The organism is Candidatus Moraniibacteriota bacterium (genome assembly GCA_028688415.1).
Taxonomy (GTDB): Bacteria; Patescibacteriota; Minisyncoccia; order Moranbacterales; family UBA1568; genus UBA1568.
The window spans coordinates 88,956-102,615 of sequence record JAQTYF010000001.1 but is presented as its reverse complement, the minus strand read 5'-3'; the positions used below and the strand labels follow the sequence as shown (position 1 = coordinate 102,615).

Genomic DNA, 13,660 nt, shown 5'->3' with positions numbered 1-13,660 from the left:
GTTTCTTTGTGTTTTTCTCTTTGTTCTCTGACTAATCTTCTTCCCACAAATCCATCTGATATTGTGTCCCTGTAGGGAAATATGGCGGTGGATAATACAATAGATTATTATCATAATACAAATTACGATTTATATATCCGGTGCCATCAGTGTAAGCAAAACCGTATCGAAGACTCGTAGCGATGGCTCCGTAGATAGTAATAGTATTTTTTGTCAGACCGCTATACCACGCACGTCCCACTCTCCCTTGTTGAGCGAGGAGCGCAGCATCGATTCGAAGTGTCGTATCGCTGTTCCGTGGAATATCGACATTTTTCTGTCCGATAAGACCAATAATATCCGTCCCTGTATAATTGGTATACAAGAGATTGTGCATCACATAGAGCGAAGGAATAGTGCCTCCGACAAGATTCGCAGCAGCTATCGTGATCTTCTTGGTATCTATCTGACCCGACACCCACACGTTGTTCTCAACAAATATCACTCCATTATCCACAATAGTATGATTCGATTGACTCGCACATCTTCCTCTTGTAGGTTTACTATTTTGAATCAATGGACAGGCAACTCCTACACAGCAAGTTGTTGCAACACAACTATTTCCATTGGTTCCGGCATAGGAACCGCTCGCACCCGAAACAGCACCGACATAATTAGACGGCTGATAAGTGGTGGCATCATAGGTATTCACCGTACAGATATCAAAAGTACCATTTGTTTTGAGTACGATTTCTCGTCCAAAACCAGTTGTATTGAAATATTCTCCATTCCCTGCTTGCGCTTCTGATTTCATTAAACTCATATCCCCGATCACGCCATTGAAATCCACCGTCGCTACAGGAAAAGATCGACCGGCTTCGAACACATCGGATCGTAGCGCAACAGCAGAGTTCGGTGCTTCCGCAGAACGAAATGTATCATTTACCCCTGTAGTCGGAGGGACATTTTTGTGTGTATGAACACCAAACTCACTGGCACCAGTGTGATCAGGATCATCGAATGTAGAAACAGCACTGGAAACAATATTATGTGACAAACCATCAAAACGAATGCCCTTATTGGACATAATCTTGCCAAATACTTCTGTACCATTTCCAAAACGCATAAAATCATTGGCGAGTACCGCACTCTCGCTCCACGAAGGACGACGAAAACGTACGGTAAGTGTCCGAGTATCAGTCGGATATTTGTACGTTGCACCAATCGATGTCACTCTGACAATTGTCGATCCTACTGCCGGAGGAATCACTGTGAGAGAGTATTCCCCTATCGCCGTTCCGAAAGGATCATAATACACCCCGACATATGGAGTTCCGACACCATATGGATTCCCACTCGACCAGAAGGTAGCGAGCTGTTGGGCGGTTCTCCCTTCTGCCTGATGTGCCAGATACCAACGATAAAAGCTAATGCCCGACTCTGCTATCTGAAACGATTGTTCGCGTGAATGTATACGCAACGAGTATTTTATTTGTGAAGTAATATATGTCAAAAGAGATGTCAATATAATAGCCACAGCTGTCATAATGACCAGACCATACACCAATGCTGAACCTTTTTGTTTTGCACTCATACTACTCATAATATTTCAGGTTACGCAGATCGACAAATGATTCCATATTGATATTATTCGGTGGATGAGCCGGATTGACATCTACCCAGAGATGCACCTGAATCAATCGGATAGCAGAGACATCGGCCGGTGTCGCGATTGGATTGTTGGTCGTATCACCAGGATAGTTTTTGTTGTAATAGAGAAAAAGCGGATTGGCATTCGTATTCGTGATATGCTCGGCAATCACAGAGACAGAGTCATCGGATGCTGGATATGAGACCGGTGCTGATCCGGTGGGATTGGTCACTCCTCTTTGTAGCTCGTGTGTATCGAGATCGAGGAAATAGTGTACACGCTCTGTCACGTCATCATGATCGATGTCGACATAGACTTTCAGATCAAAATCATCAGCGGATTCAACAGGAAAATCTCCATTGTCCGCTTGCTTCACACCACGGAGCTGTTTGATCACTTTTCCCAAGGCATATGAAGCATTCGAGGATGCCATACCTTCCTCGAGAACAAACTTATTCGTATCCCAACTCTTAATAAAAAGCGTCGTAAAACCTCCCATAGCAATCAGCATAATACTGATCGCTACCATAAGCTCCACAAGAGTCATCCCTTTGAGATTTTTTTTTGTCATAAAAGCATCAATTTGCTGTCAGACTTATCGTTTTATTCTGTAGAGTACTTTCTATCGTAATAGTATCTGTTTTATCCGCAAAGCCAGCGACAGATACAGCAATATCGTACGTTCCCGAGGTAAGAGCTGGTAATGTAGAAGGAAAGTAAACGAAACCATTCGAATCAGTAGTCAGCGTCACGTCATATGCAAGAAGCGTGTTCGAAAGTCGTACGGTAGCTCCAGTAAGAACAGTACTATCAGCATCATTCACTACTTTTATTTTTGCGGATGCGATCGAAGTATCGAGAAGAACAATATTCGTTTCCTTGTCAACACCAGGAGAAACAACAAGGATATCGGCAGCTGCCTCTGGAGGATCAATCTTGTACAATTCATATGGTGCCGAAGGAGAGACTGTTAGTGTGTATTGTCCGTAACTTTCGTTCGAAAAAACTCTATTCCCTGATGCATCCGTACTCGTCGTTTGAGAAAATCCATATTCCATCGTGGCTGGCGGAACACTATTTCCAAGTATCCTTCCTCCTACGAGAGAGAAGTCAACATTAGGTATAGCAGTACCAAAAGGATCGACAGTATGAAGCGTAATATCTGATGATTGATCCATAACAATTGTTATGGGATTGAGAGTATCTGCTACGACTGAAATGTGTTCATCGACAGGATCATACGTCGTTGTCGGATATGGCACATACGTCGTTGTTCCATAATAATTCGCTTTGGAAACAGTGATAGCATAATCCTGAGCCCCGAGAGGGATACTCGCTGGGGTAGCAGGCAGAGTGATGTTGCCTGTTGCATCGGTATCAGTGGTAGTATCGACACCAGTCGAGCTTCCGACGATATGAGTATGTACACCCGAAATACCTGCCCCACCAGAGTCCAAGACATTGATCACGAGCACTCCACCACCAGCTGAAGTCTCGATACCGTTTGGTGTGAGCGTAGAAATAAGCGAAACAGTTCTCGCAGGAGTACCATCTCCCCATGACACTTCCAGCCGCACTCGTTTATAATCATTCGGGATAGCATCATTCGGACTGCCTCCAAATACTCCATCAAAAGAATCATCGATATACTGAACAACGGTATAAACATGGTACATTGTCGTACTCACTGCTACGTCTTCATCTTCGAGGATATCTCCTGCTGGGACACCAGTTACCCATGCGCTTCCGTTCCAATGTTTTGTCCCGATGGCATCATAATCAATACTCCGGATAATTTCCATTTTTTGGTTCGCGAGGGCCGTCGCACCGAGACGATTCTTCGCATCGAGAATAAGTCGTGTTCCAACAGCATACGTCTGAAAAAATGTCACCGATACGACAGAAAAAATAAACAACAAAACAAGTGCTTCAATAAGAGTAAAGCCCTTACGGCTTATCATTTGTAATTTGCGACTCGTAACGAGCATAAAAAATATCAAAATATTTCCTCAAATAACCCTGTTTATAAATCTGTTATTGAGAAACGATTTTTGTAATAAGCTTCAAAGTATTTTTTTTGAGAAAAGTTCGCGACAGACGTGAGGAATGGAGTAAGCGGTACTCAGAGTACCGTGTCGAGTACCAGAGCGTCTAACAATGAAATTTTCCAAAAAAAATACTTTGAAACTATTTGATATTTTCGAGAACACTATACATCGGCTGAAGCATAGCAACCGCGAAAAATCCTACACCACCACCAATAACAAGCATGAGAATCGGTTCAATGATCGATGACATATTTTTGGTAATCTGAGACACTTCTTCTTCATAGAATTCTGCCAGACGACGAAGTACTGTCTCGGTTTTTCCAGTTTCTTCACCTACTTCAAGAATCTGCGGAACAAGAATCGGAAAAATATGAGGGTATCTTCTGATGATTTTACTGAGTTCAACGCCTTTCTGCACCTCTTCGATACCTTCTGCGAGAGCATCTTGATAGTACACATTTCCGAGTGTCTTGGAGACAATCCCTAGTCCAGTCACTACAGAAACACCACTTTTCAAAAGTGAGCTATAGATACGAGCAAAACGAGCACAGTTCACCTTGATGACGATACCGCCTACGATAGGCAAATAGAGGTACAAGAGACTAAAGAAACGCTTCCCGGTGGTAGTCCCTGCAAAGATCTTTACCCCAATAATAAAGATGATGGTAAAAATAATCACCATAATAGCATTATTTCGGAGGAGATCACTCATCTTCATGATGAAAAGTGTCGTTGCAGGAAGTGTCACGTCCATATCCTTGAAAACACCTGTGATCTTCGGGAGGATATAGGTCAACATCAATATAGAAATACCGACCATCGCTACCACAATCACTGCAGGGTAGATGAGTGCTCCTTTGACTTTACTCGAGAGATCCTGCTCTTTCTCGAGTTGAAGAGCGAGGATATCGAGAATTTCTTCCAGGTTTCCGCTCATCTCTCCGACACTCACCATATTGACAAACAACTCATCAAAAACACTCGGGAAACGTGCGAGACCTTCGGAGAGCGTCCTACCTGCCTGAACATCATCATAGACAGAAGTGAGAACACCTTTGAATCGAGCATTACTTGTCTGGATACTCAGGTTTTGCACAGCACGAGAAACAGTGAGACCTGACGAAACCATTACTGACAAGTTGCGAGTAAAGACCATTTTTTCTTTGAGAGGAACTGTCGAAAAACGATCAAAGAATTTGATATTGAGAGTTTTTTCTTCCTCTAGAGCCTTGTGAGAAGTCAAAAGAAGTCCCTGTGAACGTAATTCTTGAGCAAGACTTTTTTCATCCTTGGCTTCCAATTCACCACCAGAACTTTCTCCAGTCGTGATATTTTTTGCAGTATAAAAAAATTTCGACATTTTTGTTTTTGTGTGTTCAAAAATACTTTTCGATATCATTATTGTAACACAATTCATTTCAAAAAGGTAGACTTCTATCATGCACTCAGACGATTTTTATATTTTTCAAATACCTGCGGACCACGTGGACGAGGCAGAAAAATAAGATTATGATCATCTGCCTTGATGAAACTTCCTTCCAAAAACGTATTGGGATTTCGCTTGATTTTTTCCTTCTGCCACTTGGCAAGCCATGTTTCGAAATGAAGCAGATCAAAAAACTGCTCCAGTCGCTCTTGTATCGCTGTTCTTTGCTTTTTCATTTTCACTGTCCAGAGTGCAGGTATCGTGGTCAGGGTAAAATTTGGTCTATATTCCACAATCCAACGATTTTTTATCTCAAATGTCTGAAAGAGCTTTTTCTCGAAAAACGGTATAAGAAAACGATATTCGTGTGCCGAAAAAAGATCTTTTGTTCCGATTTCTAAATTATCATCGGTAATAAAATAATTCAGACAGGCACGATCCTGTATCTTCCTGCCATGACGTCTCTTGCCTATGATATGGAGAAAACCTGTCAATAGGGTTCGTCCGATCCAGATTTTTCCTGATCGCAAGACGACAAACATATCCCAATCACTCTCACGTGTGCCGTTCTTCATTGCCAGACTGCCAGTCGCTCCGAGCATGCGGACGTACGGAAGGTAAGCGAGGAGAGCAACGAGTTTCTGCATACGCTTCAGTTTCGCAACAGAGATTTTCTCCGCTCGGATACGATGCTCTACGAGTACCTCTCGCCCAGGAAGAAAATAAAATCCATTTTTTTCTTCAATTTTCTTTTCTAATTGACCCGTCCGAAGAAATTTCACAATATCACCGATTGTACAAGGACGATCACACGCAAGCTGGTCCGTACTCTGCGTGATGAGGTGTTTCCATATTTCGAAAGAAGTCAGAGGCATCTCCAAAACATCATAATATGTCACGGTTGCCAAGATGTTTTTTCCTAAACGATAGGACATAAGAATAAAATACCTAATATCGAATACCTACCTAATTCCTAAAGAAATCTCCAACCTACAGATACTTTGCAGTAGGAGACCGTTTGCATTGTTTCAACTTTTCTGGTGGTCCAGAAAAAATGAGTTCTCCTCCTCGCGCGCCTCCATCAGGCCCGAGTTCGAGCACCCAATCAGCGCTCCGTATCACATCAATATTGTGTTCTACGACGAGTACACTATTCCCTTTGTCCACCAGTGCTTCGAGAACTTCAAGCAAACGACGGACATCCTCAAAATGAAGACCAATTGTCGGTTCATCGAGGATATAAAGTGTTTTGCCGGTCGATTTGCGAGCGAGTTCCGTAGCAAGCTTGATACGCTGAGCCTCGCCACCAGAGAGATTGGTCGCATTCTGTCCCAAGACGAGATATCCAAGACCTACCTCTTCGAGCACACGCAACTTTTCTTCGATCATTTTCTGGTCCAAGAAAAAGCGTCTCGCTTCTGTCACAGTCATCTGTAACACATCAGCGATACTCATTCCTCGATATTTAATAGCAAGTGTTTTCGCATTATATCTCGTCCCCTGACAAACTTCGCACGGTACATAGACATCCGGCAAGAGATACATTTCTATTTTCTTCAGTCCCCCACCCTGACACGCCTCACACCGACCACCACGCATATTGAAACTAAAATAGCTCGCTGAATATCGTTCTCGTTCTGCTTCTGTTGTCTCTGCAAAAAGATCTCGAATCAGACTAAAAACACCGGTATATGTAGCAGCATTGGAACGAGGAGTACGTCCGATAGGATCTTGTGTGACAGTGATTATTTTATCGATATTCGAAAATCCCTCCATTTTCTCATACGCTCCCGGTTCAGTCTTGGCACGGAAGAAATATTTCGATAATGCACGTGAAAGAATATCGTGAATGAGTGTCGATTTTCCAGAGCCAGAAACACCTGAGACCGCTACGAGCATTCCGAGAGGAATACTGACATCGATATGTTTCAGATTATGTTCTGTCGCTCCAAAAATAGTGATAGCTTCTTTGGTAAGTTTCCGTGTTATTTTTTTATTTGATATGTTTCGTTTTCCCGAAAGATATTCTCCAGTCAACATCTTGGAATGCATCAATTTTTCTGGAGTACCAGCAAAAATAATCTCACCACCCTCACTCCCTGCTCCTGGTCCGAGATCGATGATATAGTCCGCTTTTCTCATAATAGCGACATCGTGCTCGACAACGACGAGAGAATTGTTCGCAGAGCGTAGATCTTCGAGTGCGCTGATCAGCTGTTCAGTATCTCGACTATGAAGACCGACAGACGGTTCGTCAAGGACATAGATAATTCCTGATAGTCCCGATCGCATCTGTACAGAAAGGCGTATACGCTGAGCCTCACCACCAGACAGCGTATCAGCACTTCGCGCCAATTCGATATATCCGAGACCAACTTTGTCCACTGCTCGTATTCGAGATTCCATTTCTCGAAAGAGCGGATCGATCACGCCTCGTTCTTCCGTTTTGAGTAGATGTTGATGGAGTGTCATGATCATCTGAAGAAAATCTTCGGCACTTCGTGAAACAAAATCATAGATAGACATCCCCTCAATCTTCACCGCAAGAGAAACAAGTCGCAATCGTTTCCCTTCACAGACCGGGCAACGTTTCGTGAGCATATAGGCTTCGATATCCCCTCTCAAATGATCCGATTTTGTCTCACGGTATTTTTTTTCAAGCAAAGCAATCACTCCAGGAAAGGCATCCTGCTGTACATCGAGTTCACCGTTCAAAATAAGAGCGAGATGTTTAGCCGATAATTTCTTCACTGGTACATCAAGAGAAAATTTCTGTCGACGGCTCGCGCTCCGAAGCCACTGCATTGGTCCATTACCCATATGACGATCGCCATTCATCTTACTCCACGGACGGATCGCTCCCTCTGCCAGAGAAAGATTCTTATTCGGAATAACCAATTCCGGATCGAATTCGAGCGTCACACCGAGTCCGGCACATTTGACACAGGCTCCTTCTGGACTATTGAAAGAGAATTTGCTTGGTGTGAATTCTGGCACACTCACTCCACATTCTTCACAACGATATTCTTCATTATAGACGCGCTCTTCTTCGGTACCATTGATACGAAGCGTCAGTGTTCCTTCGCCGACACGAAAAGCTGTTTGGAGAGAATCGAGAATACGTTCTTTGTCAGGACGAGTGAGATCCAACACGAGTCGATCCACCACGATGATTACTTCAGATATTTCTGTCGAAGAAGCTTCTGCTATCGCTTGTGCGATCGGCACCAACGCTCCATGAAAACAAACACGAACATACCCCCATGTATTGATGAGCGCAAGAGCTTCTCGTTCTGTCTTGGTAGCAAGCGTTTTATTCTGAGCAAGGAAAGCAATAGAGGTATCCGTAGGCAAGAGGAGTATCTCATCTAAGATGGATCTCACACTCTTACGTGTCAATTGTTTGTCACAGTCCGGACAATGTGGCACACCTATCTTGGCGAAGAGAATACGCAAATAATCATAGATTTCCGTCATCGTACCAACCGTCGAACGAGGACTGCGAGAGACACTCTTCTGATCAATAGAAATAGCAGGAGAAAGATTGTGAATCGCATCGACATCTGGTTTGTTGAAACCATCCAGGAAATTGCGTGCGTAGGAGGAAAGGGACTCCACATAACGACGATTCGCCTCTGCAAAAAGAACATCAAAAGCCAGTGAAGATTTTCCTGATCCAGAAAGTCCTGTGATAACCACGAGGGAATTGCGCGGTATATCGACATCCACGTTCTTCAAATTATTGACTCGAGCACCGCGCACCTCAATCACTGATTTTTTCTCTGGCATAACGTCATTTCTTTCTCAAAACGTTTTAGAACAGATGAAACTCCTCCTCGAAAAAACATACATTGGTTTCAATGATACACCCTTTTTCACGCGGTGTAAAGGAAACGTTCTCTCTTTAAGAAATGTGATTTCTCTGCTCTTTTGATCGGTTTAGAGGAATTCTTTTGCACGACGTTTTCTATGGAAGGTAATAGCAAATCGATGCGCTTCACTATTCGCGAGAAGCATCTCTTTTTTGAAACGGTTTGTAAGCGCCTCTTCTCCGACAAAATGGTCTGGACGATGTTTCTCATCTTTTACCACACCGAGGACAGGGATGGTAAGACCCACACATGTGAGTACTTTTTCCGCTACTGCCACTTGGGGCAACGATCCATCCACCACGATGATTTCTGGTAGTGCCCATTCTGTGTGCTTCAGACGTCGTGTCAGGATTTCTTCGAGCGCAGTCAGATCATTGCCATTGTGCTTCCCTCGCAACTTGAACTGCCGGTACTCACTTGGATTGCTCCGACTCTGTTCTACAACGGTCATCACACCGACACTCGCCGTTCCTCCGAGATGCGCGACATCATATGCTTCGATACGATGCGCATGTCGTTCTTTCAGATCATCTTTGATAAGAGCGATGTCTTGGATATGTTGCAATCCGAACAATGTTTTTTTGATTTCGTTTGCTCGTTCGAATCGGAGTTCTTTTGCAGACACTTTCATTTCTCTCTTCAATTGTTTGATGATATCGTTTTTATGTCCTTCAAAGAAAAGTCGGATATGATTGATTGTTTTTCCATACTCTTGTCGAGAAATTCTTCCTGAACACACTCCTGGACACAGTCCTATTTGTGCAGAAAAACAAGGGTGCGGAATATTTTTCATATGCAACTCTTCGACAAACTCAGGATGCTTCGCTGTTCTTTCGAACGGCTTGCATTTGTCTCGGAATGGAAAGAGTTTTCGCACGATTTTGAGTGCTTCGCGCAATCCTCCTCCAGATGGGAATGGTCCGAAAAGATATTTCACAGGATCGATAAATTTTTTCTGTTCGATGTCCCTCCCTCTCACCATGAGGACACGAGGATAGAGCTCTTTTGTTATCGCGACCAGATAATAGCTTTTGTCATCTTTGGCATCGGTGTTGTGCGGAGGTTGTTTTGCTTTGATGAGGTTGCTCTCGAGGATGAGCGCCTCGAGTACCGAATCGGTTTCTCGATACGCGATGTATCGTGCACGGTCGAGCATCAAACTGATTTTCGGTCCGCGAGTTTCCTGTATATCTCGGGAGAAATAGCTCTTCACCCGATCACGGAGCGATGTCGCCTTGCCTATATAGAGGATTTCTCGGTTCTCGTCCAAGAAGAAATACACCCCCGGCACTTCTGGGAGCTTATTTTCTTTATGAAAAGAGTCTATGCTCAAAAGCTTTTTCCATTCTTGAGACAGGCTGTGAGAGTCTGAGATCGGTGTCATATACTTGACAATGAGAGAAATAAGGTGTATAATATACTAAATACGTTTCTTTGACAACCAAACACCGAACAAGAAAGGGTTCAACATGGCTTATCCTCTCGTAAAAAAGATGGGGCAGGAGACATTTGATCTCTTTCTCGCCACAGAAAAACAAAAATTCTCTTTTGAGATATTTCTCTTTTACTTCAAAAAAGTCGTTGAGATGAATAGAGGAAGTTTTGAATCAGGAGCCTATCCTTATTTCAAAAGAGAAACCGAAAGAGAAGTCAAACGGTTGATCAAAAAATATAACGCGCAACCGAAGAAATTTGTACTCACATCGGTTCGTATGCCGACACTTCAACCGAAATCGAGATACGAATTGTAACGGGGTTTGTTGCCATGCTGATTCCTCTCAGGTCCCCTCCTCCTGAATTCAAGGGGAATCAGACTTTACAGGGATGCTACGAAAGACATTGTGTCACGTGGCATCCCTCTTTTTTTATCCCACTCAACATTGAGTGGTTTTTTTGACTTTTTATCAGACTTTATTATCACAAGCAACCTTATTTTTTCAAGACTTTTTTCAGATACTGACCAGTATACGAGCGTGGCATCTGAGCTACTTCCTCCGGCGTACCAAAAGCGACGATCTTGCCACCACCTGCTCCACCTTCGGGACCGATATCAATGATATAGTCCGCTGATTTGATAATATCCATATTGTGTTCGATGAGGATCACTGTATTCCCCTTTTGAACGAGGCTCTCGAGAATCTCGATCAGTTTTCTTACGTCTTCATAATGCAGTCCGATCGTCGGTTCATCGAGGAGATAGATCGTGCGTTCATACATCTTGCGGTAGAGTTCCGAGGAAATTTTCACACGTTGCGCTTCACCACCCGACAGTGTCGTCGCCGATTGACCGAGCTTGAGATATCCGAGACCGACTTCGTTCAGTGTTTTCAGACGATCAGCGATGGCTGGGATGTCCACGAAGAACGAGAACGCTTCTTCGATCGTCATATCGAGCACCTGAAAAACGTTCTTGTGTTTGTAGAGAATCTCGAGCGTTTCTTTGGTGAATCGTTTGCCATTGCAGACATCGCACGGCACATAGACTGTCGGGAGAAAATGCATTTCGACAGCGATGAATCCGTTTCCTTCACAGGTCTCACAGCGTCCACCAGGACGGTTGAATGAGAAACGTCCAGCCTTCCAACCACGTACCCGAGCGTCCTCACTCGATGCGAACAAATCACGGATATGTGTCCATGCTCCTGTGTACGTCGCTGGGTTCGATCTTGGTGTACGACCGATCGGACTCTGATCGATAAGTACGGCGCGCGACAAATATTCAGAACCGGTAAATGTGTTGCAGTGAAATACTTCGTTGGATTTGTAGCGTCTGTCGAAACGAGCCTGGAGGTTTTTGTGAATGATTTCATAGAGCAATGTCGACTTGCCCGAGCCGGAGACACCGGTGATGACGTTGAGCCGTCCGAGTGGGACATCGACATTCATATCATGAATATTGAACAGTTTCCCACCACGCACTTTCAGTGTTCCTTTTTCTTTGGTGCGTCTCTTCTCTGGGACCCGGATTTTTTCTTCGCCTCGCAAGTACGCGAGTGTGAGTGACTGTGAATCATTCTTCGGTGACTGAAGCAAATCATCGAGATACCCGGACACGACAACATTACCACCATGCACCCCTGCACCCGGTCCGATATCGACGAGATAATCAGAAGCATAGATCGTGTCTTCATCGTGTTCGACGACGATAATAGTATTGCCCAGATCACGAAGGTCTTTGAGTGTCGCGATGAGACGATCATTGTCACGCTGATGCAGTCCGACGGTCGGTTCATCGAGGACATAGAGAGCGCCCACGAGTTGTGAACCGAGCTGAGAAGCGAGACGGATACGCTGAGCCTCTCCTCCTGAAAGCGTATTGGCACGACGAGAAAGTGAGAGATAATTCAGTCCGACATTGAGGAGGAATTGGAGACGTCCACCGACTTCCTTGAGTACGACAGCAGCGATCTGTTTCTCACGTTCAGTCAGCTCGAGTGTGTCAAAAAATTTCTTGGCATCCTCGGTCATCATCGTCGTCACATCCACGATATTTTTTCCACCGATACGGATATGAAGAGCCTCTTCGCGAAGACGTGATCCATGACAGACTTCGCACGGTTCATCACCGAAAAAATGTTTCGTCCCGAGTCCATTGCAGGCCTCACATGCACCATAGGGAGAGTTGAACGAGAACAGCCTCGGCTCGACTTCCGGGTAGGAGAAACCATCGTACGGACAAGAAAACTTGGCGGACAGAACGAGACTCTCATCACCGATACGCACATTGACGAGTCCGTCACTTTCTTCGAGAGCTCGCTCCACTGCTTCGGACAATCGTTCTCTCGATGTCTCGGGAAATTTTTCAAATTCGAACAATGGCAACTCATCGACGATCAGATCGATGTTATGTTTCTTGGTTTTGGAGAGGAGGACACGCTCACGTAGACTCTTGCGTTCCCCATCGAGAAATATTTCTGCAAATCCTTTGTTCAGTGCATTGTAGAGCAACTGATAGTATTCTCCCTTGCGTCCACGGACGACCGGAGCGGTGATACTCAGTAACATTTTTTTCTTCTTGGCGACAGTAAGGGCCTGCTTCACTTTGTCGGAGACGATGAGGAGCATTTCTTCAGTAGAAAGTTTCTGGATTTCCCGATCACACACGAGACAGTGCGGACGACCGAGACGAGCGTAGAGTACACGCAGGTAGTCATAGATTTCGGTGATCGTCGCCACGGTCGAACGAGGATTTCGACTCGCGGATTTCTGATCGATAGAGATGGCCGGTGAGAGTCCGACGATTTCATCCACGTCCGGCTTCTGCATCGTGTTCAGAAACTGCCGTGCATACGCAGAGAGTGACTCCACATAGCGACGCTGTCCTTCGGCAAATATGGTATCAAATGCGAGAGACGATTTGCCTGATCCAGAGAGACCAGTGAAAACAACCATTTTGTTCCGTGGCATCTGTACTGTCACGTTCTTCAGATTGTGCGTACGCGCACCCCGAACGATGATCCACTCGGATGGCTGAGCGGTGTGCGACGTGTTTTTTGGTGCGATTTTTTTCGTCATACATATCATCAAAAGGAAATGTAGTATACCAGAGAACGAGAGAAATATCAACTCTCAATTGCGAATCAAAAAGAATGATTCTTTTCTCAGAGTATTTTATTTGTTTACTCTAGTTACATATAGCATGATACACCTTGGGGAGAAAGGTTGTCAAGAAAAAAAAGCCACC

Annotated in this window: 9 protein-coding genes; 1 reads left to right on the top strand and 8 read right to left on the bottom strand. The window is 44.4% G+C overall.

Features of this window, described 5'->3' with window-relative positions:
- Window positions 1-31: 31 nt before the first annotated feature.
- The 7 genes from PHH40_00430 to PHH40_00400 all read right to left on the bottom strand — a co-directional run bounded on the left by PHH40_00430 (window position 32) and on the right by PHH40_00400 (window position 10,360).
- On the bottom strand, window positions 32-1,573 hold the full coding sequence (locus PHH40_00430) for a pilus assembly PilX N-terminal domain-containing protein (GenBank protein MDD2766213.1): 1,542 nt from the start codon (window positions 1,571-1,573) through the stop codon (window positions 32-34).
- A 1-nt stretch (window position 1,574) separates the two neighbouring features.
- Complete coding sequence (locus PHH40_00425) at window positions 1,575-2,201, bottom strand: prepilin-type N-terminal cleavage/methylation domain-containing protein (protein MDD2766212.1); 627 nt, start codon at window positions 2,199-2,201, stop codon at window positions 1,575-1,577.
- 7 nt (window positions 2,202-2,208) lie between these two features.
- Window positions 2,209-3,618, bottom strand: a complete 1,410-nt coding sequence (locus PHH40_00420) for a hypothetical protein (protein MDD2766211.1) — start codon at window positions 3,616-3,618, stop codon at window positions 2,209-2,211.
- A 199-nt stretch (window positions 3,619-3,817) separates the two neighbouring features.
- Window positions 3,818-5,038, bottom strand: a complete 1,221-nt coding sequence (locus PHH40_00415) for a type II secretion system F family protein (GenBank protein MDD2766210.1) — start codon at window positions 5,036-5,038, stop codon at window positions 3,818-3,820.
- A 77-nt stretch (window positions 5,039-5,115) separates the two neighbouring features.
- Entirely contained in the window at window positions 5,116-6,039 is a 924-nt protein-coding gene (locus tag PHH40_00410) for a hypothetical protein (protein MDD2766209.1), read from the bottom strand.
- A gap of 55 nt (window positions 6,040-6,094) precedes the next feature.
- Entirely contained in the window at window positions 6,095-8,893 is a 2,799-nt protein-coding gene (uvrA, locus tag PHH40_00405) for an excinuclease ABC subunit UvrA (GenBank protein MDD2766208.1), read from the bottom strand.
- 150 nt (window positions 8,894-9,043) lie between these two features.
- Window positions 9,044-10,360: a GIY-YIG nuclease family protein gene (locus PHH40_00400; protein ID MDD2766207.1), complete on the bottom strand. Its 1,317-nt coding sequence runs from the start codon at window positions 10,358-10,360 to the stop codon at window positions 9,044-9,046.
- Between the two features lie 85 nt (window positions 10,361-10,445).
- Between PHH40_00400 and PHH40_00395 the strand changes: the two genes are divergently transcribed.
- Complete coding sequence (locus PHH40_00395; protein MDD2766206.1) at window positions 10,446-10,727, top strand: hypothetical protein; 282 nt, start codon at window positions 10,446-10,448, stop codon at window positions 10,725-10,727.
- Window positions 10,728-10,905: 178 nt separating this feature from the next.
- Here the strand turns inward: PHH40_00395 and uvrA (PHH40_00390) are convergent, their stop codons facing one another.
- Complete coding sequence (gene uvrA, locus PHH40_00390; GenBank protein MDD2766205.1) at window positions 10,906-13,491, bottom strand: excinuclease ABC subunit UvrA; 2,586 nt, start codon at window positions 13,489-13,491, stop codon at window positions 10,906-10,908.
- Window positions 13,492-13,660 lie beyond the last annotated feature (169 nt).